General features: G+C 66.5%; 17 protein-coding genes and 1 tRNA gene. 7 read left to right on the forward strand and 11 right to left on the reverse strand.

Going from position 1 to position 22,768, the window contains the following annotated elements; all coding sequences use genetic code 11:
* Positions 1-41: 41 nt before the first annotated feature.
* Positions 42-434, reverse strand: coding sequence for a holo-ACP synthase AcpS (acpS, locus tag CH262_RS17000; RefSeq protein ID WP_008715184.1), 393 nt, complete (start codon positions 432-434; stop codon positions 42-44).
* Positions 434-9,733, reverse strand: coding sequence for a type I polyketide synthase (locus CH262_RS17005; protein ID WP_094717995.1), 9,300 nt, complete (start codon positions 9,731-9,733; stop codon positions 434-436). Before CH262_RS17005 ends, acpS begins: the two co-directional genes overlap by 1 nt.
* 676 nt (positions 9,734-10,409) lie before the next feature.
* Here CH262_RS17005 and CH262_RS17010 point away from each other — a divergent pair.
* Positions 10,410-10,898, forward strand: coding sequence for a hypothetical protein (locus CH262_RS17010; protein ID WP_143547122.1), 489 nt, complete (start codon positions 10,410-10,412; stop codon positions 10,896-10,898).
* Between the two features lie 13 nt (positions 10,899-10,911).
* On the opposite strand, the gene CH262_RS17015 is transcribed toward CH262_RS17010, so the two are convergent.
* A complete protein-coding gene (locus CH262_RS17015) occupies positions 10,912-11,670 on the reverse strand; it encodes a TetR/AcrR family transcriptional regulator (protein ID WP_094717997.1) in 759 nt (252 codons plus the stop codon).
* A gap of 83 nt (positions 11,671-11,753) precedes the next feature.
* Here CH262_RS17015 and CH262_RS17020 point away from each other — a divergent pair.
* The 4 genes from CH262_RS17020 to CH262_RS17035 all read left to right on the forward strand — a co-directional run bounded on the left by CH262_RS17020 (position 11,754) and on the right by CH262_RS17035 (position 13,407).
* Positions 11,754-11,835, forward strand: a tRNA-Leu gene (locus tag CH262_RS17020).
* Positions 11,836-11,906: 71 nt separating this feature from the next.
* Positions 11,907-12,566, forward strand: a complete 660-nt coding sequence (locus CH262_RS17025; RefSeq protein ID WP_094718028.1) for a maleylpyruvate isomerase family mycothiol-dependent enzyme — start codon at positions 11,907-11,909, stop codon at positions 12,564-12,566.
* 89 nt (positions 12,567-12,655) lie between these two features.
* On the forward strand, positions 12,656-13,057 hold the full coding sequence (locus CH262_RS17030) for a glucitol operon activator (RefSeq protein WP_048318727.1): 402 nt from the start codon (positions 12,656-12,658) through the stop codon (positions 13,055-13,057).
* Positions 13,054-13,407 (forward strand): DUF3817 domain-containing protein, encoded by a 354-nt coding sequence (locus tag CH262_RS17035; protein ID WP_027497662.1) that lies wholly within the window; start codon positions 13,054-13,056, stop codon positions 13,405-13,407. The genes CH262_RS17030 and CH262_RS17035 overlap by 4 nt, the downstream gene beginning before the upstream one ends.
* A gap of 2 nt (positions 13,408-13,409) precedes the next feature.
* On the opposite strand, the gene CH262_RS17040 is transcribed toward CH262_RS17035, so the two are convergent.
* The 8 genes from CH262_RS17040 to clpS form a co-directional block, all read right to left on the reverse strand.
* Positions 13,410-14,219, reverse strand: a complete 810-nt coding sequence (locus CH262_RS17040) for an esterase/lipase family protein (RefSeq protein WP_057473235.1) — start codon at positions 14,217-14,219, stop codon at positions 13,410-13,412.
* A 2-nt stretch (positions 14,220-14,221) separates the two neighbouring features.
* Positions 14,222-14,836 (reverse strand): RdgB/HAM1 family non-canonical purine NTP pyrophosphatase, encoded by a 615-nt coding sequence (gene rdgB, locus CH262_RS17045; RefSeq protein WP_032370160.1) that lies wholly within the window; start codon positions 14,834-14,836, stop codon positions 14,222-14,224.
* Positions 14,829-15,614 carry a ribonuclease PH gene (gene rph / locus CH262_RS17050; RefSeq protein ID WP_094717998.1) on the reverse strand — a complete coding sequence of 262 codons (786 nt, stop codon included), beginning with the start codon at positions 15,612-15,614 and terminating at the stop codon, positions 14,829-14,831. Before rph ends, rdgB begins: the two co-directional genes overlap by 8 nt.
* Before the next feature lie 21 nt (positions 15,615-15,635).
* A complete protein-coding gene (locus CH262_RS17055; protein WP_027497666.1) occupies positions 15,636-16,394 on the reverse strand; it encodes a cyclic nucleotide-degrading phosphodiesterase in 759 nt (252 codons plus the stop codon).
* Between the two features lie 112 nt (positions 16,395-16,506).
* Positions 16,507-17,088 (reverse strand): rhomboid family intramembrane serine protease, encoded by a 582-nt coding sequence (locus CH262_RS17060; RefSeq protein ID WP_373453788.1) that lies wholly within the window; start codon positions 17,086-17,088, stop codon positions 16,507-16,509.
* Between the two features lie 100 nt (positions 17,089-17,188).
* Entirely contained in the window at positions 17,189-18,274 is a 1,086-nt protein-coding gene (locus CH262_RS17065; RefSeq protein ID WP_094718000.1) for a P1 family peptidase, read from the reverse strand.
* A 9-nt stretch (positions 18,275-18,283) separates the two neighbouring features.
* Positions 18,284-18,853 (reverse strand): oxidative stress transcriptional regulator AosR, encoded by a 570-nt coding sequence (aosR, locus tag CH262_RS17070; protein ID WP_027497669.1) that lies wholly within the window; start codon positions 18,851-18,853, stop codon positions 18,284-18,286.
* A 44-nt stretch (positions 18,854-18,897) separates the two neighbouring features.
* The gene (gene clpS, locus CH262_RS17075; RefSeq protein WP_228139244.1) at positions 18,898-19,257 is read right to left on the reverse strand and encodes an ATP-dependent Clp protease adapter ClpS; all 360 of its coding nucleotides are present in this window, start codon (positions 19,255-19,257) and stop codon (positions 18,898-18,900) included.
* A gap of 150 nt (positions 19,258-19,407) precedes the next feature.
* Between clpS and CH262_RS17080 the strand changes: the two genes are divergently transcribed.
* A complete protein-coding gene (locus tag CH262_RS17080; protein ID WP_230592146.1) occupies positions 19,408-20,664 on the forward strand; it encodes a nicotinate phosphoribosyltransferase in 1,257 nt (418 codons plus the stop codon).
* Positions 20,665-20,714: 50 nt separating this feature from the next.
* The gene (locus CH262_RS17085) at positions 20,715-22,763 is read left to right on the forward strand and encodes an ATP-dependent DNA helicase (RefSeq protein ID WP_032370157.1); all 2,049 of its coding nucleotides are present in this window, start codon (positions 20,715-20,717) and stop codon (positions 22,761-22,763) included.
* The last annotated feature ends 5 nt before the right edge of the window (positions 22,764-22,768 follow it).

The following is a 22,768-nucleotide window of genomic DNA, read 5'->3' on the forward strand; positions in this document are numbered from 1 at the left end:
TCTCGTGGATCGGACGGGCCTTGTCGTCGTTCAGCGCGGAGTCACTCCTCCAGGATCGCCACCGCGGCGGCGATATCGCCGTCGTGCGTCAGCGACAGGTGAATCTTGACCGTCGGCAGAAACTCCTGTGCCATGCCGTGCAGCTTGATGGACGGTCGACCCCACGCATCGTTGACGACCTCGATCAACGGGTACGGATTGTCGCCGATCTGCGGCGGCCGCGCGAAACGTGATGTCGCCCAAGCTTTCAGAACTGCTTCCTTGGCTGCCCACCGTGCTGCGTAGTGCCGCGTCGGGTCGGAGCTCTTGGTCGCCGCGTGCCGACGTTCACCCGCGGTGAAGCTGTCGCGGATCATCGTCGTGCCGACCTTCTCCATCTGCTCGGCGAAGTCGGACACCGTCACCAGGTCGAAACCCACTCCCAGGATTGCCATCAGATGGCACCCGGCAGACCGGAGGAGTAGACGTCGTCCTCGCCGAGGCGAGCGGACTCGTTGAGCAACACGTTGGCCTCCAGTTCGCGTGACGCCTTGGCCGGCGTCCCGTCATGTCCCAGTCGTCGATCGTCGGGCCGTTCGTAGAGGGAGTCGCCACCCACCATCGCGGAGATCAGCCTGCGCTGACCGGCGATACGACGTTCGTTCGCCTTCGCGATGTACTCCGCACGCCGCTCGGCCGGAACGGCCTCGAGGAATGCCTGAGGGTGCACCAGCGCGATGAGTCCGGACACGTGCCCGAAGCCGAGCGAGGTGAGCAGACCCGCCTTCAGCGGAACCGAGTCACCGAAGCGCAGCGGCTCACGAGCCCACACCAAGTGCTCGAAACCGGTCATCTTGTCGTCGACGCAGTCGAGGCTGCGGTTCGGCGGGATGACGCCGTTGGCCAGCACCTGACACAGGCCGATGAGCTGCCAGGCAGCCGCTCCGCCCTTCGAGTGTCCGGTGAGGGACTTCTGCGAGACAACGAACAGCGGAGCGCCGTCCGAACGACCGATGGCCTTGGCCAGGCGGGTGTGCAGCTCGGCCTCGTTGGGGTCGTTGGCTGCAGTCGAGGTGTCGTGCTTGGAGATCACGGCCACGTCGTCTGCGCTGACGCCGAGTGCGTTGAGCGAGAGCGCAAGTGCCGAATCCCTGCCGCCGCGACCGGCGCTGAGTGCGCCGAGTCCCGGAGCCGGGATCGACGTGTGCACTCCGTCGCCGTACGACTGTGCGTAGGCCACCACTCCGAGGACGGGCAGGCCCATCTCGAGTGCCAGATCGCCGCGAGCGAGCAGAATCGTTCCGCCGCCGTGCGATTCGACGAATCCTCCGCGCCTGCGGTCGTTTGCCCGGGAGAAGCGTCGATCGCTGATTCCCTTGGCGGACATTGCTGCCGAGTCCGCGGTGGCCGACATGTCGCCGAAGCCGATGATCCCTTCGGTGCTCAGGTCGTCGAATCCGCCGGCGACCACGAGCTGCGCCTTGCCCAGCTTGATCTTGTCGACGCCCTCCTCGACCGAGACGGCCGCGGTTGCGCAGGCGGCGACGGGGTGAACCATCGCGCCGTAGCTACCGATGTACGACTGAACCACGTGTGCAGCAACGACGTTCGGCAGAGCCTCCTGCAGGATGTCGTTCGCACGAGCATCGCCGAGCAGGGTGTCGATGTACAGCGAGCGCATGGACTCCATGCCGCCCATGCCGGTGCCCTGAGTGTTGGCGACGAGCGTCGGGTGCACCCAGCGCATCAGTTCCGACGGGTTGAAGCCCGAGGAGATGAAGGCGTCGACCGTGGTGACGATGTTCCACAGGGCAACACGATCCACCGAACTCGCCATGTCGGGCGAGATGCCCCACTTGGTGGGATCGAATCCGGTCGGAATCTGACCACCCACGGTACGGGTGAGCTTCATCTTGCGCGGAACGCGAATCTCGGTGCCCGCCTTGCGAGTGACCTGCCAGTCGCTCGAGTCGGGAACCGGTGTGATCAGCGTGTGCTCGGGATCGGCAGCCGCGAACGACCGTGCGTCGATCTCGGTTCCGACGACGAACGTGAGGTCGTTGTCGAGGAAGATCGAGGTCATCAGCGGAGCGGTGTTAGCGACCATCGCGCCGTCGTCGCCGTACGTGCGGATACCGCACTTCTCGACCACGATGTCGTGGTACTTGTCGGCGATGTCCTCCTCGGGAACGAGGTCACCGGACTCGATGTCGTACCAACCCGGCTTGGGATCGTTCTCCCAGGCAATCAGGCCGGTGTTCCACGCGAGTTCGAGAACGCCTGCGGCAGAGAGCTGCTCGTCGACCTCCATCTCGAAGCGAGTACGCGCCGAACCGTAGGGTCCGAGCTCACCTGCACCGACGATGACGATCAGGTCCTTCGGGTCGACGTCGAGGGTCGGCCACGCCGGAGCGGTCGTAGGAGCGAGCCGCGGAGGTGCGGGCAGCGCGGCGATGACCGAACTGTCCACGGCCTCTTCGGTTTTCTCGGCCGCAGCAGCGGCCGCGGCGCGAGCAAGCTCGACGAGGTTGAGCTTGGTGTTGGCCAAGCCACCCGTCAGATCGGCGACGATGGGCTCCTGAGCAGCCTGACGACGTGCGTCGAAGGTGCACAGCCGCAGCAGCTCGGTCGCCATCTCCTCGGTCGACCAGGTACGGACACCTTCTGCTTCGACGGCCTCGACGATGGGATCGTTGCCGCCCATCAGGCCGGTTCCGCGAACCCACCCGATGTGAGCGTGTGCGATGGACACCCGCTCGGCCCAGTTCTTCTCCGAGCCCCACTTCGCGACGACTGCATCGAGTGCGGCCTTCGACTCACCGTAGGCACCGTCGCCACCGAACATTCCGCGGTTCGGCGATCCGGGTAGCACCACGTGCAGATGAGTGTCGATGTCGTTGTCGTAGCCGACCTTCGACAGTCCGGTGATCAGACGCTCGACCGACCAGAGCAGCACGCGCATTTCCATCTCGGCGCGAGCTCCGGCGTCGGACATCTCGCCCATGACCCGAGGTGCGGCGAACGGGAACAGCATCGTCGGAGTGGCGGCTGCCTTGACCAATGTCTTTGCGCCACCGGCAGTGTCGATGTAGTCGCTGCCGATCCACTCGATGAGGGCGTCGACGTCGGTGTACGACGCGATGTTGGCCGGAACCACCCACAGCGACGCTCCGTTGCGAGCATTGTCGCGGTAGAGCGAGCGGTAGAAGCCCAGGCGCTCGTCATCGAGCCGCGAGGTGGTGACGAAGACCGTCGCTCCCCCGGCCAACAACTGAGCGGTCACTGCCGCGGCGATGGATCCCTTGCTGCCGCCGGTGACGACTGCGACGTCGTCGGCCCACTGCCCCTTGTTCTCGGATGCGACCGCGATGTCCGCGATGCGTCCGAAGGTCTCGGCCAGCACGGTCCTGTTCTCGTAGTCGGCCTTGGCCTTCCACCACTGCGCCTGTGCTGCAACGGCATTGCCTGCACCGGCGAAGGACTCGACAGCGACATCACCTGCGGTACCGAGCCACAACCGAGCCAGATCCTCACGGGCAGTTGCCCACCGGTCGTCGATCAGCACGGCGCGCTTGGCGTCGAACGCGGGAGCGACGAGGCGAGGCCAGTCGGAGCCGAGCTCGGCCGAAACCAGCTCCACCAGAGCAGCATCGGGGTTCTCGGCCAGCAGCGCGTTGGGTGCGTCCGCCAGGCCGAGCTGTTCGAGCACCAACCGGGCTGCAGAGGCGAGAACGCCGTCGCGGCCGGTGATGTGCTCGGTGAACTCACCGAGCGCAGCGGCATCGACGGTTCCGCCGGCTCCACCGCCTGCCTGCGGCATGGACACTGCGATTCCGCGTCGAGCGGCAACCGAAGCAACCGCGGCGTCGATGACGTTGTCGACGGCAGTGCCGTCGGCGAGAGCGCCGTCGGCCAGGCCACCGAGTGCACCGCCGCGGACCGAGGCACCGTCACGGGTACCGAGAGCGACCTCGGCGGTGACGTGGTGCGCCCAGCCGTCGCCCAGTTCCCAGGTCTTCTTGACGCGGTCGGCGATCGAGGCCGGGCGTCGTCCCGAGGGGCCGAAGACCTTGCGGAGGTGATCGTTGATGGAGTCGCTGAGCACCGGACCGAAGGGCTTGTACGTACGAGCCAGCTTGTTCACCGTGCCCGAGAGCGCACCCATGTCGGCGTCGGCTGCGCCGTCGATGGCACCGAGCGAGAGCTCGGAGCCGAGGTCGACGAGCAGCTGGTTACGACGCGAGGAGACGCCGTCGCACAGGGCCTCGATGGTGTCGGCGGGGCCGATCTGATCGAGCTGCAGTTTGGTCCACAGTCCGATGAGGATCTTGGTCGCATCGGCGGCGACGAACGCGATGTCGTCGGGACGAGGTCCACCCGACGGTGCAGCGGCCGGAGCGGGTGCTGCAGTCGGAGCGGCCGCTGCTGCAGGAGCAGCGGTTTCGGGAGCGGGTGTTGCCTCGTCCTCGTCGGCCGGAGCCGGGTCGGTATCGGTGCCGTAGACGATCGCGGCTTCGCGCTCGAGGTTCAGTACCTCGACCGGGTGGCCGAAGCGGCCCGGCAGCTTGAGTGTCTGCGACGCGAGGTTGGCCACGGTCGGCGTTGCACCGAGCCCGATCTCGACGAAACGCTCGACGCCCATGCCGCCGTCGGACTCGTCTGCGAACAACAAGTCCTGAGTTTCGATCCACCGGACCGGGCTGGCGAACTGCCATGCCAGCAGCTCGGTCAGGATCACGCGGCACAGATCGCTCGGCCGTGCGGCCCACGAATCGAACTCCGCGAGAACGGTGTTCAGCGGCTCGGACGGTACGAGATCGGCGATTTCCTGAACGAAGGCCCGGTCGAGCGAGAACGGCTTGGGCACCAGGTTCGGGATGTACCGCCCCACCAGGATCGCCGGATCCAGCTGCTCGGGCAGCAGGGTCTGCAGGCGGTTGCGGAAGTCGTCGACTCCCCCGCGCAGCACGGTCGAGTGGAACGGCACGTCGATGCCCGGAACCATGATGTAGGCGGCCTTGCCGCCGAACTCTGCCCGGCGGATGGCGATCTTCTTCTCGAGTTCACCGAGGCCGGCAACGGTGCCTGCAATGGCGTACTGCGAGCCACGCAAGTTGAGGTTGACGATCTCGAGGAACTCACCGGACTCTTCTGCGACACCGGCGACGAAGCCCTGCACGTCCTCGTCGGCCAGGCCGATCTGGGACGGGCGGATGGCAGCCATGCGGTAGTCACTGCGGCCGTTCTCGTCACGGGGAACGAGTGCGTGCATGGCCGAGCCACGCTGGAAGACGACCTCGAGAACAGCCTCGAGCGGGAGCACACCGGCAACAGCGGCCAGAGCGTTGTACTCACCCACCGAGTGGCCTGCGAGAATCGAATTCTCCACGAACGCTCCGGATTCGCGCAGTTCGGCAACCTGTGCGACACCGAGAACGGCCATCGCAACCTGGGTGAACTGCGTCAGGTGCAGCACACCGTCGGGATGCTTGTGCGTGACCCCGCGGGCCTTGAGTGACGTCGGATTGTCGCGCACGACAGCGAGAATCGAGAAGCCGAGAGCGCTGCGCGTGTGCTTGTCGGCACGCTCCCAGATCTCACGCGCGGCCTTCGAGCGAGCGCGTGCGTCCAGTCCCATACCCGGGCGCTGGATGCCCTGGCCGGGGAACGCGTAGACGGTCTTCGGCGCGGCGGTGCGTGCGGTGGCGACCATGACCAGTTCGCCGCCGACTCGGCAGGACACCTCGACCAGTTCGGCACCCTGGTCGAATCCGGTGCGGTCGACGCGAACGTCGATCTCCGCTCCGGGACGGACCATCCCGAGGAAACGAGCAGTCCAGGCAGTCAGACGACGCGGAGGAGTCTTGGTGTCCTCGTGGTCGACTGCAGTGACGGTTTGCTGCGCCGCAGCCGAAAGCCACATGCCGTGCACGATCGGGCTACCGAGGCCGGCGAGCAACGCCGCGGCATCCGAGGTGTGAATCGGGTTGTGATCGCCCGAGACCTGTGCGAATGCGGCCATGTTGCGCGGGGCCACGATGGTGGCCTGGCGACGGCGACGGCGCGGGGTGTCCTTGGCATCGGCGCTCAGCGAACCGCCGGCGCGAGCCGGATCCACCAACTCGCCCTTGCCGGTGCGTCCACGAATGGCGAAGCGCTCCACCAGAGTTGCGACGGCCGGGGCGTCGAGCCCCTCACCGAGCATGGCACCGATTTCGACGGTGACCTCGACGACGCGACCGAGATCGGTGTCGAGCACCTCTCCTGCAGCGGCCTTGACCACGAGAATCGACGTGTCGGTGGGCAATTCACCGACGAGGTTGACGCTGTGATCGAGGTGCACCAGGTCGAGCATGCCCTCGATGACGTCGATGCCCTCGGCGTTTCTGGTCGCACCGAGGACGGCGAAGACGGCGGGCCAGCAGGCACCGACGAGAACGTCGGGAACGGCCTTGCCGCTGACGGTCAGTGTGTCGGGCAGTCCGGATCCGGTGACGCCGGCGTGGTCGGCGATCAGATCGGGGATCCACGCGATGTTCAGCCGCGCGACACCGTTCTTGACCGTCGGAAGCTCCTGTCCGGCAGCAACTCCGAGCAGCGCCGACATGGCCTGCTGAGCATCCTGTGCGGTGACGACGGGAGCGCCGCCGTCGATGGTGGAGGCGGGCACCGTCAGACGGATGCGTACTTCCTTGCCCGGGGCGAGCGGGACCAGCAGTTCGACGTGCTCGGAGTCGAGCACGGTCAAGGAGGAGCCGGTCTGTGGGTGCGAGGCGACCGTATCGGAGTCGACGGTCCAGTCGGCCGGATCTCCCAGGCGTGCAACGGGGTTCTGCGTCATGCGCGAGGCCCACGTGACGTCGGGAGCTGCCAGCACGATGCCCAGCAGTCCCGGTGCGATCTCGGCGTGGCGTCGGCTGGCGATGGCCGCCGGCTCGACACCCTCGGCGAGAAGCTGGTCCGCGGTGGCCTTCTCGAAGCGGTTCAGCAGTTCGCCCACCGGCTCGTCGACGCGAGTGATACCTGCGACGGCAACGGTTCCGGGGATGATGCAGACCTGATCGGCGGAGTAGCGAGCGTCGTGTGCCTGCCACAGCGAGTCACTGCGCCACCAACGGCGTACGTCACCGTCGACGACGGGAACGAAGTTGACCGGCTTGCCGGGCATGCGGCACAGCGAGGTGAAGAAGGTGATGTCGGCCGGGTGCAGAATCACGTCACCGGCGTCGGGGAACTGAGCGAGCAGCGACTTCAGTGCTGCGCGGGGACGTTCGAGTACCTCGGCGTCGGCGAACAGGGTGGGGATGGGGCCACGATCGACCGGGTGCAGACGTGCCTCGGCGCGCTGCAGCATTTCGAGGAAACGAGTGCGCCAGGTGACGTCGAGCCACACCGATTCACGGGCCTCGGTCACCGCATCGGTGAACTCGCCGCCACAGTCGAATTCGCTGCGTGAGTCCGTTCCGATGGCCAGATCCAGGTAGCGGCTCAGCCACTGCTGGTAGGTCATCTCGGCGACGTCGCCGAAGAACGGCTTGGCGGTGCCGTCGAGGGCGGCGATGATCTCGTCGCGGCGCTCGGCCACGGCGTCGGCGTTACCGGCGACCTCGTCGAGCAGCCGACCGCAACGTGATGCCGCATTGTCGATCTCGTGAATGTCGGCACCGAGCTGGCTGCGGCCCGAAGCCATTCCGCCGTTGGCGGTTCCGGCACCGACCCAGTCGGGAGTTCCCGGCGTGTCGACGAGAAGCTGCTTGACCTCGGGAGCCGTCGTGGCTTCCAGAGTGGCCATCGCAGCGGTACCGACGAGGATGCCGTCGAGAGGCATCTTCGGGTATCCGTGCACGGCAGACCAGGTTCCGGTGAGGTAGTCCGCGGCCCGCTCGGGTGTTCCGATACCGCCGCCGACGCAGATCACCAGGTTGGGGCGCGAGCGGAGCTCGGCATAGGTGGTCAGCAGCAGGTCGTCGAGGTCTTCCCACGAGTGGTGTCCGCCTGCGCGGCCACCCTCGATATGGACGTTGACCTGGTAGGACGGAACCTCGTTGGCGATGCGGATCACCGCGCGAATCTGCGCGACGGTTCCCGGCTTGAACGAGACGTAGCTGATGCCGGCCTCGGAGAGCTCTTCGATGAGAGCCACTGCCTCGTCCAGTTCGGGGATGCCTGCTGTGACGACGACGCCGTCGATGGCCGCGCCCGCTGCACGGGCACGCTGCACGATGCGGCGACCGCCGAGCTGCAGCTTCCACAGGTACGGGTCGAGGAAGAGCGAGTTGAACTGGATGGCTCGGCCGGGCTCGAGCAACGTGGAGAGCTCGGCGACGCGGTCGGTGAAGATGTCCTCGGTGACCTGTCCGCCACCGGCGAGCTCGGCCCAGTGGCCTGCGTTGGCTGCGGCCGCGACGATCTTCGCGTCGACCGTCGTCGGCGTCATGCCGGCGAGCAGGATCGGCGAACGTCCGGTCATCTTGGTGAAGGACGTCTCGACGACGACACGGCCGTCGGGCAGCGTCACGGGCTTGGGTGCGAATGCCGACCATGCCGGCTGCACCTCGGGTGCGGCTCCTGGAGTGAGCAGATTGCGGTGGCCGCCGCGTGAGGATGCCGCGATGATGCCGACGCCCTGTCCACGCAGCGCCGGGGTGGTCATGCGGGTGAGGAGGTCACCGGGTCCGAGGTCGAGGATCCAGTCCGCGCCGGCCTCGACGACACCGTCGATGGCGTCGACCCAGTCCACGGAATCGACGAGGATCTTCTGCGCCAGTTCGCGGGCCAGGGCGGCGTCGAGACCGCAACGCTGCGCCCAGGCGTCGACGAGCTCCACGGCGTCGTTCAATGCGGGGTGATGGAAGCCGATCTCGACCGGGAGCTGCTCGAAGACGGGTGCGAACACCGCGCCGCCGCGCTTCTTGGCATCGCGCTCACGTTCTTCCCGAGCCACGATCTGCTCGCACTTCTCCTGCACGCGAGCCAACTGAGCCGGCGGGCCGGACAGCACGACGCGGCGACGACCGTTGCGGATGGCCAGAGCAGCGGAGCGTTCGGGTGCTCCCGGTATCTCGAGCTCGTCGACGATCGCCTGCAGACGTTCGGGCTCGACGTTGCCGACCGAGACCATCGGCGCACGGTCACCGGCACCGATGATGCCGCGGCGACGTCCGACGAGTCCGGCAGCAGCACCGACCAACTGCGCGATGGCCAGGAAGTTGGCGTCCTGTGCGCCGTCCGCGGCGACGGACTCGGCGGCGATGAGGCCCTGCGAGTGTCCGACCACCTTGACCGGCGGGGTCTGGGCGGGGTCGAGGCCCTGCAGCTTCAGCGCGCGCAACGCGGCGACCTGAGTGAGGAAGACGCCCGGCAGAGACACCGCAGCCGAGGTCAGTGCCGCTTCGGAGGGCCCGTAGGAGCCGGCGGTGTCGTCGTCGGCGAGGTCCTGCTCGAGCATCCAACCGATCGGGTCGAAGCCGACCGAGCGGACGACCAGCAGCTCGTCGGACACGGGCGCGAGTACTGCTGCGGCCTCGTTGACGAGATCGGTCAGTTCGGGCTCGAGTGCGGAATCGCGCGCGAGCTCTTCGAGCGAACTCAGCCAGGGCGCACCCTGACCACCGAACGCCAGAGCGTACGGCTCGCCCGCGGCGAATCGATCTGCCAGAGTCCGAGAGCCGCCACTGCTTCTAGGGGCTTTGCCTGCGTTGCCTGTGCTTCGCGAGCCGCGTCCGTGTGATGGTGTGCTCTCGTTGATCGTCAAGGCTGAAGATTCCTCTCGTGGACGTCTCGGGGGGTCGAGGCGTTCGCTGTGATGACTGCCGTGGTGCGTCGTGGGCAACAGGGCAAAGCGTGAGCCTGTCTTCGTCGACAGGTCTCCTTCGCGCTGCTCCAGGTTGACACAAAATCATGAGGAAATCCTCAGGTTTGCTCGGACGTCCGAGTGCTACCAGCGAGTACATCCGCGCAAGCGCCTTTACTTTTTGTTTACCCAACTCGCGAGTAACCCGTATCGACCCTGGCGGGAGACTCGGCGGCGACGGCGAAACATGAGGAAACCCTCGCATTTTTCGTTATCTTTTTGTGATGTGATCTCGAGCACTCCGTCAGCGTCCGGTGACCTGTCGGTGGGGTCGTCTAGCTTTCTCCTACGAACCGCATCCGACAGGGCGGTCGACGAACTCCGGGGGGAATTCATGTATTCATCGGTTACGGACACTTGCACGACGGGCGAGCTCGAAGCAATGCTGTCGCACATCGAATTAATTGCCTCGCAATCGAATTCGCCGCACTGGACACCGGGGTGGTGCGGCGAATCCGAGGCGGCGCTACTCGACGCGATCTTCTCCGCGCGCGCTCCTTACGGAGGACCGACCAGTGGGGTGCGAGCGGTCATCGGACGGTGGCGGTCACACCGCGGCGATAACCGACTGGACGACTTGACAACCCTTGCAGAACTGACTTCGGATCCGGATCAGCTCGTGCAGATCCTGTCCAACCGTCAGCTCGTTCCAGGAAACAGCCGAACCAAGGCGGCGGCAGCCGCTGTGGCAGCGCAGACGCTGATCGCGTCGGGGTTGAGCTGTTCGGCCGATTTCGAGCAGCACACGAAGGAACATTTCGATGCGTTCCGCGCGATCCCTGGCCTCGGCGAGACCACCTGGGAGTGCATGCTCATGCATCTGGGCGTGCGCACCGACAAGGCGACCGCACATCTGACCGCGTTCGTTGCCGACGCTCTCGAACCACTCCATCGAGACCTGGCCGCCGACATCGCCGAGGAACGCTCCCCCGTGATTCTCGACGCCGTAGCGGACGCACTTCACGTCGATCTTGCCTCGCTCGAGCACGCGCTCTGGCGCTACCAGCACAAGCTGCGCAGACCGCCGCAGCGTCACTCCGAGGCTGCGCTCCGATCGGCGAGCTGACTCTGCAGAATTATCACCTCTGCGAGATCATCACCTCGACGCCATCGAGGATGCACTCCACACCGAAACGGTAGGCATGCACGGGGTCGCTGGCGGCGTCGTACGACGTCGCCGCGGCCGTCCCGATGCGGGACGACACCGGAAAACGCTCGCGCGTCATCACCCGCTCGATGACGGGTGCAGTAGCCGCCCACCACTGAGCGTCGGACATTCCCGACTGCTTCTTCACCCGATCGACCGCGGCCGAGGCCCTCGCGGTCCCCGAGACGTGAGTGAGAACCAGTGTCAACACCGAATCGATCTCGACGTCACCGAGCCCGGTACCGACGAGGGCGCGCAGCTCTGCCTCGTACTTGTCGTTGGTGTGCGGACCGAGCACCGGACGCGCACCGACGGCGTCGAGCAGCCACGAATGTCGTTGATAGAGCTCCCAATTGCGCTCGGCAACGAATCGCAACGCGGGCCGCCACCCTCCGGGAACCGATGCCGGCTCGTCGACGTGTGCATACAGATCTGCCAGGGACCGATCGATCATCAGATCCGTCAGCTCTTGACGCCCCGGAACGTGGGTGTACAGCGACATCGCACCGACCCCGAGATGCTCGGCCACATTACGCATCGACACGTACTCCAACCCGTTCGCATCGGCCATCTCGATGGCCGCGTCGACGATCGCGTCGACGCTCAGGCCGGTTCGGCTCGGTTTCGCGTCGACCCGCCACAGCAGTTCGAGGATGCGCGCCGGATCGAACGAGTTCTCCTTCTTCACCACCCGGCGAGCCTAATCGGACGTCGACGTGGCTCGAAGAACCGCGTCGCACGCACAGCAGCATCGGTTGTAGACTTCACCGGCACGCGCGAGTGGCGGAATTGGCAGACGCGCTGGATTTAGGTTCCAGTGTCTCAGGACGTGGGGGTTCAAGTCCCCCCTCGCGCACAACGGTCGTTCGACCCGGCTTTTCTCGAGACTCCAAGGTCTACAGGTTCCAACGTGTGAAGGTGGCTCGCATGTCCAGCGATCTCGATGACGACGCGATCTTCGCCGAAACTTCCGACGAACGACGCTCCCTCGCACGCACTTTCGACACCCTGACACCCGAACAGTGGGACACCCCATCGCTGTGCGACGCCTGGACGGTCCGCGACGTCGCCGCCCATCTCGTGGTGCCCTTGATCGTCCCGCTCTGGCAGTTCGGACTCGCCATGGTGCGCACTCGAGGGAACTTCGACCGGGCCAATCAGATGATGACCCAGCGAATCAAGCGCAAGCACGGCGACGAATTGCCCGCGCTCCTGACAGCTCACGCAGACAAGAAGTTCACCCCGCCGGGCCACGGTCCGCTGGCCCCTTTGTCCGACGTCATCGTGCACGGGCTCGATGTGTGCAGGCCGCTGGGAATCGAGCACCACGTTCCCGAGCATCGCATGGTTACGATGCTCGACTTCCTGGTGCCGGAAAGCGGTGCAGCACCGTTCAAAGGCCCCGATCTTCGACTGCAGTGGCGCGCAACCGATCTGGACTGGAGTCGCGGCGAGGGGCCCGTCGTCGAGGGATCGGCGGGCACCCTGGCATTGGTGCTGACGGGGCGCAGCAGCGCTCTCGCCGACATCACCGGCCCGGGTGCCGCGCAACTTGCCGAAGCACGGGCGAACCGTCGTCGGTCGTGAGTCGGACCTGGCTCGTCCATGGTGAGAATCACCGGCCGACCACCCGATGTGACTACCTTCGGTAGTAGTCGCTCCGGTACCGTCGAGTGGTGACCTCATCCCGCCCGAAGCGTCGACCCGCGCTCATTGCGCTGGTGATCGTGTCCGCGGCGGTGTGTCTCGGTCTCGGCTGGTGGCAGTGGGAACGCTTCGAGGCGGTCGGCGGTAACGGGCAGAACCTCGGCTACGCGTTCCAGTGGCCCTTGTTCGCGGCGTTCGTCGTCTACGCCTACCGCAAGTTCGTCCGCCTCGAAGACGAGGACCAGGACGAGCCCGACTCCGGGCAGCCCGACGGACCGACCGAGGTCCCTCTCGACCTGCTCCCCCAGCGCCGCGCGGCAGACCCCGACGTCGGCGATCTGGACGACCCCGAGGCCAGGCAACTTCTCGAGTACAACAGCTACCTCGCGGAGCTGAACGAATCCCGCGGGACCGACAGGAGCACCACGTGAGTTCGGCACCGGACAAGACCAAGGCGTCCACCAACAAGACTCGGAAGATCGCGTCGGCGCTGCTGCGCTATCGCGTGCTCGCCTACGTCACCGGTATCTGGTTGCTCGTCCTCGTGACCGAAATGGTCGCGAAGTACATTTTCAAGGTCGAGAATGTGCCCAACTGGATTGCGGTAGTGCACGGTTGGGTCTACCTCGTATACCTGATCCTGACGATCGACCTTGCTATCAAGGTGCGGTGGCCGGCCGGTCGGACCATCGGCACCCTGCTCGCCGGAACTGTTCCGTTCCTGTCGTTCTACGTCGAACACAAGCGCACCAAGCAGGTCAAGGCCGACTTCGGCGTCTGACGTCAGCAGGTGATCGGCTGTGCGTTCTCCGGATCCAGCGCGTTCTCCACCAGCCGCTGCGCCAGCGGATCGTACGAGATTCCTGTGTGCTCGACGACATTGCCGGGGCACACGTCCTGCAGCACCACGTTCGTATTTCCCGCTCCGGTGAGGAGCGACGCCGTGTACGGAACGACAACCTGGTCGTATCGGGTCACGATCGTCGTGTAATCGATTCCCGCGACTGTGTCACTGCCCTCGTTCAACCGCTCGAGCACGTCGTCCTGCACCGGCGGACCGGCGGTCGGATAGTTCGGCGGAGACAGCGCCACTATGCGCGAGACGGTGCGATCACCGCCGAGGAAGCGGGCGTAGTAGCGCGGCACCGTCCCGCCCTTCGAGTGACCCACGATTGACACCTTCTGCGCACCCGTCGCCGCGAGCACGGAATCGACGAACGTGGACAGCTCCGCGGCACTCTCGGGAATCGTTCCCAGCGCTCCCAACGCGGGCACCGGCCCGGTGTTGCCGTAGTCGAGTGCGAACACGCAGTATCCGGCGTCGACCAGGGCCGGTGACAGCGAGGACCAGTTCGCGTAGGAGTTCTCCAGGAACCCGTGTACCAAGATGACCGGTTCGGGATGTCGAGCGCTGGGAACGCACGAGTAATCGTTCGCGCCCGCCGGCGTCGCACCTGGATGAGCCACCGAGTAGACCAAGGCCTCGGCGAACGATCCCGCGACCGGCGCTGCCGAAGCGGGGATGCCCACCGAACACAGGGCAGCGGCCGCGAGCACGACCGTGGTTCTCGTCAACACTGCCCGCGCCGCCACGACTATCGCCCCGTCAACGCTTCGAGAGCAGGAACCAGCTTGCGCAGCGCGCGGCCGCGATGAGAGGCCGCGTCCTTCTCGTCCGGAGCCAACTGCGCGGCACTGCGACCGTCTCCCTCCGGCACGAAGATCGGATCGTATCCGAATCCGTTCTCCCCCAACGGCTCTCGCGCTACAACGCCGCGCCACTCACCTCGAACGACGGTCTCGGCTCCGCCCGGGACCACCAACGCACACGCCGATACGAAAGCCGCCCCGCGCCGTTCGTCGGGGGTGTCGCTCAGCTGCGCCAGCACGAGCGCCGTGTTGGCCTCGTCCTGCCCGTGAGTTCCGGACCAGCGCGCAGAGAGCACCCCGGGCATTCCGTTCAGTGCGTCGATTTCGATCCCGGAATCATCTGCGACGCAGGGCAATCCGGTTGCCGCCGCACCGTCGCGCGCTTTGGCCGCCGCGTTGTCCTCGAACGTCGCTCCGGTTTCGGGTGCCTCGGGAAACGGCGGCACCTCGTCGAGACCGACCAACTCGATACCCACGAGGCCGGCGGCGTCGAGTACCCGTCGCAGTTCTCGCAGCTTCTTGGCGTTACGACTGGCTACCAGCAGCTTGGTGTCAGGCACCGAACTTCTTCTTCGTTTCTGCGGTGGCAGGCTCGGGCAGATCCCCCGGGTACGGCAACGCCAGCGCCTCCCTCTGCACCTCGAACAGCTTGTCGATGCCGACGAACGCCGAGTCGAGGAGCTTGTCGAGGGTAGTGCGCGGGAAGGTCGCGCCTTCGCCGGTTCCCTGAATCTCGACCAGAGTGCCGGTATCGGTCGCGACGACGTTCATGTCGACCTCGGCTCGCGAATCCTCTTCGTACGGAAGGTCGAGACGCACCCGGCCGTCGACGACGCCGACACTGACCGCGGCGATCATGCACGAGATCGGCTGTGGGTCGGCCAGGCGTCCGGCTGCTCGTAGGTAGGTGACGGCGTCGCTGAGAGCCACGAACGCCCCGGTCACGGCAGCAGTACGGGTGCCGCCGTCGGCCTGCAACACGTCGCAGTCGAGGGCGATCGTGTTCTCGCCGATCGCTGCCAGATCGATGCACGCGCGCAGCGAGCGTCCGACCAGTCGGGAGATCTCCTGCGTGCGTCCGCCGACCTTGCCCTTGACGGACTCGCGTCCGTTACGCGTGTGGGTGGCAGCGGGAAGCATTGCGTACTCGGCGGTGAGCCAGCCCAGGCCGGATCCCTTCCGCCAGCGCGGTACGCCCTCCTCGACGCTGGCCGTGCACATCACCCTGGTGTTGCCGAATTCGACCAGCACCGACCCTGCCGGGTGAGTGGTGAATCCGCGGTTGATCTTGATGGTGCGGAGCTCGTCGTCCGCTCTGCCGTCTTCTCGTCTGGACACGCCTCGAAGCCTAGCGCGTCGTCATACGGTGAAGGCGTCCCCTGGCTCGACGGCATGCACCGGTCCGCTGAACTCTGCCTTCGCCTCGGCTATGACATCCTCGCGAGACGTCCAGGGCGGAATGTGGGTGAGCAGCAGCTCCCCCACTCCGGCTTCCCGAGCGATGCGACCGGCCTCGATACCGGACAGGTGGACGCCCTCGGGCCGATCCGGGCTGTCGGTCCACGACGCCTCGCAGAGAAAGACATCGGCACCCTGCGCCAGATCCTGCACCGCCTGGCACATACCGGTGTCGCCGCTGTACGCGAATGTCTTTCCGCCGCCGGTGGTGACCCGCATGCCGTACGACTCCGGCGGATGGAACACCTGCCGGGTCAGAATCGACAGCTGTCCGAATTCGATGGTCCGGCCGTCCACCCAGCGGCGTAGATCGATGGTGTCGGACATGTCGTCGATCTGACCGCCGCACTCGGCCGACGCCACTCCGAGCCGAAACGCAGTGTCCTTCGGTCCGTAGACGATCGCGCGCCCTTCCGGCGGGTTCGGATGGTAGCGACGCCACACGAGCAGACCGGGAACGTCGAGGCAGTGATCGGCGTGCAGATGCGAAAGCAGAACGCTCACGTCACCCGGATCGACATAACGCTGCAACGCCCCGAGGACGCCGGGCCCGAAGTCGAGAACGACCGGCGCGGTCTCCTCTTCTTCCAGGAGGTAACCCGACGCGGGTGAATCGGGTCCGGACACACTGCCCGAACATCCCAGGACGGTAATTCGCATGTAAGCCATGCTGCCACGCCGAGCGCGTCACTCGAAACGTTCGGGCAGTATTGACCGCGCGAGTCGGCGAATTTCACGCCCGAACACAGCTGTGCTCGCGGTTACCTACCGCCTACGGAGTGGGACGATCGAGTGCTCTGGCGCGCGCTCTGTCGGCCCGAGCGTCGGCGGACAGCAGTCGAGCCGCGACGACCCCACCCACCGCGCCGAACAGATGACCCTGCCAGGAGATGCTCGGATCGCTCGGCAGCACGCCCCACAGCGCGCTGCCGTACAGCACGAACACCACGACCCCGATCGCGAGCTGGCCGAGTTGGCGGGTGAAGAATCCACGAACGAGCAGGTACGTGATGAAGCCGAAGATCAGAATCGACGCGCCGATCGTGTTGCTGTAGGTGCCGGCCGTGAGCCAGGTACCTACGCCGCCGATCACCCAGACGATCCCGGTGGCAGCCAGACCACGCGCGATGCCCGAGAGCAACACCAGGAATCCGAGCACGATCAGGGGAACCGTGTTGGCGATCAGGTGCTGCCAGTCGTCGTGCAGCACGGGCGCGAACAGGATGCCCCACAAGCCGTCGGCGGAACGAGGCTCGATACCGTTCTGCTCGAGCCGTGATCCGCTCGCGACGTCGATGATCTCGATGATCCACAGCAGCGCCACGAATCCTCCGACGAAGACGGCTGCCTGCATCCACGCGGGCCGCTCTCGCTCACCGGGAAGCTTGCCGGTCTCACTCATGATCGCCTCCAACCTCGGTCTCTCCACGGTACCGGTAGCGGCTACCTGCCGGTCAGAGACGCGATGCCGTGAATGCGGAGGGGAAGATCTGGCGATAGGTGGGGATGCCGGCCACCGACGTGGCGTCGAGCAGGGCCCGGACGATGGCTCGCTCGACGACGATCGCCGCCGCTTCGGTGACCGCGGCCAGTACCGGTAGTTCCGGGGAGAATGCTGCGGGCACAGAGGACTCGGCGGTGACGGCCCTGGTGCCCGTGGACACGGCGAAGACGGTGTCGCCGTCGAGTGGCGAGTGCGCAGGTCTGATGGCCCGCGCGAGTCCGTCGTGACCCGCGACGGCTATTCGCTTGCACGACGCCGACGACAGCGGCGCATCCGTCGCAACCACGCCGATCGTGGTGTTCAGAGCAGTGGCCTTGGGTTCGAGCGCCGCCGCGGCCCGCACCTCGTCGACGTCGGGATTGCGCATGCCGAATTCCGCAGGCCCCAGTGTGCCGGTGCCCCACAACAACCCGGTGCGCGGATCGAACACCGCGCCCACGGGGTTGACGACCATCAGCGCCGAGACCGTCACTCCGTCGGCCGGACCGCCCTCGATCACCGTGCTCGCGGTGCCCACCCCACCTTTGAGCACGCCGGCGCGAGCACCGACTCCTGCCCCGACCGATCCCGTCGCGAACTCGGTCGCCGCCGTGGCCGCAGCACGGTAGCCGAACTCCGCGGTGGGGCGCGCGGCCCAGTCGCCGACCGGAAGGTCGAAGATCACCGCAGCCGGCACGATCGGCACGACGTGAGCCGGACTGCCCATCGGGATGCCTTGTTCGTGTTCTTCGAGCCACCGCATGACGCCGTCGGCGGCCGCAAGCCCGTACGCACTGCCCGCGGTCAACAGGATGGCGTCGACCTGCTGAACGGAATGGCTCGGATCGAGCAGATCGGTCTCGCGTGTTCCCGGTCCGCCGCCCCGGACGTCGACGGCCGCCGTCGCCCCACCGAGGAAGCGCACCACAGTGCAGCCGGTGGCCGAACCGGACCCCATCGCGGCGTCGTCGTCGAGTTCGTGATGGTGGCCGACCATCAGACCTGCCACATCGGTCAAGCAGTCCCGGGGGCCGGGTTTCGAGAAGGCTGCGGTCACGTCGGCACCCTAGGGAACGAGGACCTGGACGAGGGAATCCTGCATCCAGGTCAACCAGTGGTACACGTCCAGATGGGGAGCACGAGGATCGCCCTCGTCGAGTACGTCAGGAGTGTCCGCGCTGATACCCAGTGTGGTCCCGAGCGCCAGTCTCACGTCGTTGAGACCCGTCAACCACGCGTCGGCCTGTTCCTGGGTGAGCACGATCTTTCCGCCGGAATCGGGCAGGGTCGCGAGGATCACTGCCCCGGCAGCCAACTTCTCGTCGATGATCTCGGGCTCGTGCAACCCGCGGAGGGCACCGTTCAGATCGGCCGGATCCTGATCGTCGTGTTCGGGATCGGCGCGGTGGAAGTCCGGCAGCAGCCGGGCCAGCGCTGCATCGTCCGGCGGGCTGTTGTGGCCGGTACGCAGCCCGGTCAGCGCGGCGAGCTCGTCGGTGGGTGCCGCGGCGGAACGATCACGTAGCAGGCCGAGAACGGATGCGACCAGGGACTTGAGCACCGCCGCCTCACGAGCGTCGATCTCGGACTTGATCTTGACCCCGGACAACGAATTTCGTCTCGTCCACGTGCGCACTGTCGGTGATGTCCTTCTCTGACGTAGAGGTGGCGAACTGCTGACTACTTGTCCTGTTGCATGGTGGCCCACAGGCCCGCCGCGTGCAGCCTTTTGACGTCGTTCTCCATCGCATCGCGCTCGCCGCTCGACACGACCGCCTTGCCCTCGGAGTGCACCTGCATCATCAACTCGGTGGCCTTGGCCTTGCTGTAGCCGAAGAGCTTCTGGAACACGTAGGTGACGTAGTGCATCAAGTTGACCGGGTCGTCCCACACGATGGTCACCCACGGAGTGTCGTGCGCTTCGTCGGCAGCAACGGCCTCGGTTTCGGCCGGCACCGCCTGCGGCGACGCCGCCGCGACTTCGAGTGCCGAGAAGCCGTCCACGGGCAGAAGCGATCCATCCACCGTCAACCAAGGCATGGCAACAGGGTACGGCGTGTCGGGCCGACCCCACACGTTCGCCCCTGCGCTCGTAGTGTGATCGAGGTGAGCAATGACGCGACCACCGATCACACGCTTTCCAGCGACGGAGCCAGCACTGCACTGCTGACCGACCAGTACGAGTACACGATGCTGTCCGCGGCCCTGGCCAGCGGCTATGCAGACAGACCGTGCAGTTTCGAGGTCTTCGCCCGCAGGCTTCCCGGCGGCCGCCGATACGGCGTCGTGGCCGGCACCGAGCGCATTCTCGACGCCGTCGATCGCTTCCGATTCGGCCCGGACGAGCTGCGTGTCGTGTCGAAGTTTCTCGACGCCGACACCGTCGAGTGGCTGCGCAACTACCGCTTCACCGGCGACATCGACGGCTACCGCGAGGGCGAGCTGTACTTTCCCGGCTCCCCCGTCCTGACGGTCCGCGGCACGTTCGCCGAGTGCGTGGTCCTGGAAACCGTGGTGCTGTCGATTCTCAATCACGACAGCGCAATCGCCTCTGCGGCAGCGCGCATGGTCGCCTCCGCCGAGGCCAGGCCGATCATCGAAATGGGATCGCGGCGCACCCACGAGGAGGCGGCGGTCGCGGCATCGCGCGCGGCCTACTTGGCCGGCTTCACCGCGACCTCCAACCTCGAAGCAGTCCGACGCCACGGCGTCCCCGGAGCAGGCACGTCGGCCCACTCGTTCACGCTGCTGCACACCACCGCCGACGGCCCCGACGAGAAGGCCGCTTTTGCCGCTCAGGTCCGAGCGCTCGGGGTGGGAACGACACTGCTGGTCGATACCTACGACATCAAGCAGGGCGTGGCCAACGCCATCGAGGTGGCCGGTCCGGAGCTCGGCGGTGTCCGCATCGACTCCGGCGACCTCGGAGTCCTCGCCCGTCAGGTCCGCGCCCAATTGAACGCTCTCGGTGCGCCGAACACGCGGATCGTCGTCTCCGGAGACCTCGACGAGTACGCGATCGCCGCGCTGCGTGCCGAACCCGTCGATTCGTACGGCGTCGGCACGTCGCTGGTCACCGGTTCGGGCGCGCCGACGGCAGGAATGGTCTACAAGCTGGTCACCGTCGACGGCATTCCCGTCGCCAAGCGCAGCAGTCACAAGGAATCGCGCGGGGGTACCAAGGCAGCGCTGCGGACCGCGCGTGGGACCGGTACGGCAGTCGAGGAAATAGTGCACCCGTTCGACGCTGCCCCGACGGTCGAGGACGGTCTGACGGTGGAGACGTTGACCACGCCGCTGATGCGTGGCGGCCGGCGCGTCGCCGATCTACCGACTCTCGCCGAGGGCCGGGACCTCCTCGCGCGACGCCTGGTCAGCCTGCCGTGGGAGGGGCTCGCCCTGTCCCAGGGCGAACCGGCGATACCGACCCGGTTCGCCCTGGGCTAGGGGCGGTGTCGGTGCCGAACCCGGTGGGCGATCGGCAGTAGTCTGCTTCGGTGCCGTCGAAGACCGAGTTGCCCACCGTTCCCGCTCTCCTGCAGGTTGCGGTGCACTCGCTCGGTGGCAAGGAACGCAGCAATCAGCTGACGATGGCCTCTGCCGTGGCGCATTCGATCGACACCGGTGAACATCTCGCGGTGCAGGCGGGCACGGGCACCGGCAAGTCCCTCGCGTATCTCGTGCCCAGCATCAGGCATGCGGTCGAATCGGGGAAGACCGTCATCGTCTCGACGGCCACGATCGCGCTGCAGCGACAGTTGGTCGACCGCGACCTTCCACGTCTGTCCGACGCACTGACCGAAGCTGTGGGTCGGCGTCCGAAGTTCGCGATCCTCAAGGGCCGCAACAATTATCTGTGCATGAACAAGATTCACACCGGTGCCGCACAGGAGGCACCGGACGCGGAGTTGTTCGACCCGTTCGCCGTCTCGCGGATGGGCCGCGAAGTGGTCCGGCTGACCAAGTGGTCCTCGGAGACCGAAACGGGAGATCGCGACGACGTGGTGCCCGGCGTGAGCGACCAGGCGTGGCGTCAGGTCAGCGTCACCGCTCGCGAGTGCCTCGGAAAATCGCGGTGCCCCGTCGGCGAGGACTGCTTCGCCGAGCGCGCCCGCACCGAGGCCGCACAGGTCGACGTGGTCGTGACCAACCACGCGCTGCTCGCCATCGACGCGATCACCGGAATTCAGATCCTGCCCGAGCACGACGTCGTGGTCGTCGACGAGGCCCACGAATTGGTCGACCGAGTGACCGGCGTTGCCACTGAAGAGCTTTCGGCCGCCACCGTCACCGCGGCCGCACGCCGTAGCGCCAAGCTCATCGAGGAAGAGACCGTCGATCAGCTCGAAGGAGCTGCCGAGAACTGGGCCGCGATTCTGGACGAACTACCGCCCGGTCGATGGCAGTCCCTTCCCGACGGCGTCGGACCGGCCCTGGCGTCCGTCCGCGACGCCGCCTGGGCCGTGCGCACCGCGATCGGCCCGAACAAACAGGGCATGGCGGGCAGCGATCCCGAGGCCGCCGCGGCCCGCAGCGCAGCACTCGTGGCAGTCGACGAGGTGCACGACAGCGCCGTACGAGTGCTCACTGCCTTCGACGAGCCCGACCCGGCCAAGCGCAAGGACGTCGTCTGGCACGCCGTCGACGATTTCCGAGGAAACGTCAAACGCACCGTTCGCATTGCTCCGCTCTCGGTGGGCGGGCTGCTACGGGCGCGGTTGTTCGCCGAATCCACCGTGGTGCTGACCTCCGCGACGCTCACCGTCGGCGGATCCTTCGACGGCCTGGCCGTCAATTGGGGCCTGCCCGCAGAGAAACCCTCCCGCAGTGACACCGCCATGGCGTCGGGAGTGGAACCACCCTCGGACAACGGATCCATTCGCTGGAATTCGTTGGACGTGGGCTCGCCGTTCGATCACGCTCGCGCCGGCATCATGTACATCGCCAAACATCTGTCTCCGCCCGGACGCGACGGCCTGTCCAAGTCCTCGCTCGACGAGATCGAATCGCTCGTCGAGGCAGCCGGTGGTCGGACGCTCGGTCTGTTCTCGTCGATGCGCGCCGCCAAGGCCGCGGCAGAGGAGATGCGCGAACGACTCGACACCCCGATCCTGTGTCAGGGCGACGATTCCACCGGCGCACTGGTGCAGAAGTTCGCCGACGACGAGGCCACCTCACTGTTCGGGACGCTGTCGCTGTGGCAGGGCGTCGACGTGCCCGGTCCGTCGCTGAGCCTGGTGATCCTGGATCGAATTCCGTTCCCCCGGCCCGACGACCCACTACTGGTGGCTCGGCAGCAGGCCGTCGAATCACGTGGCGGCAACGGCTTTCTCGCCGTCGCCGCCAACCACGCGGCCCTGCTACTGGCGCAGGGCGTCGGTCGACTGCTCCGTAGCGTCGACGACAAAGGTGTTGTCGCCGTGCTCGATTCGCGCCTGGCGACCGCCCGGTACGGCGGCTATCTGCGCGCGTCCTTACCGCCGTTCTGGGAGACCTCCGACCCGGAGGTGGTCCGCAAGGCCCTCACCCGCCTGGCCGGAAAGTAGCTGCT

Source organism: Rhodococcus sp. 05-2255-1e, assembly GCF_002259025.1.
Taxonomy (GTDB): domain Bacteria; phylum Actinomycetota; class Actinomycetes; order Mycobacteriales; family Mycobacteriaceae; genus Rhodococcoides; species Rhodococcoides fascians.

Bases quoted from the DNA above. Each gene is read 5' to 3' on its own strand.
- acpS (WP_008715184.1), bottom strand. From the start codon at position 434: ATGGCAATCCTGGGAGTGGGTTTCGACCTGGTGACGGTGTCCGACTTC.
- CH262_RS17025 (WP_094718028.1), top strand. From the start codon at position 11,907: ATGTCCAGCGATCTCGATGACGACGCGATCTTCGCCGAAACTTCCGAC.
- CH262_RS17055 (WP_027497666.1), bottom strand. From the start codon at position 16,394: ATGCGAATTACCGTCCTGGGATGTTCGGGCAGTGTGTCCGGACCCGAT.
- CH262_RS17060 (WP_373453788.1), bottom strand. From the start codon at position 17,088: ATGCAGGCAGCCGTCTTCGTCGGAGGATTCGTGGCGCTGCTGTGGATC.
- clpS (WP_228139244.1), bottom strand. From the start codon at position 19,257: ATGCCTTGGTTGACGGTGGATGGATCGCTTCTGCCCGTGGACGGCTTC.
- CH262_RS17080 (WP_230592146.1), top strand. From the start codon at position 19,408: ATGCTGTCCGCGGCCCTGGCCAGCGGCTATGCAGACAGACCGTGCAGT.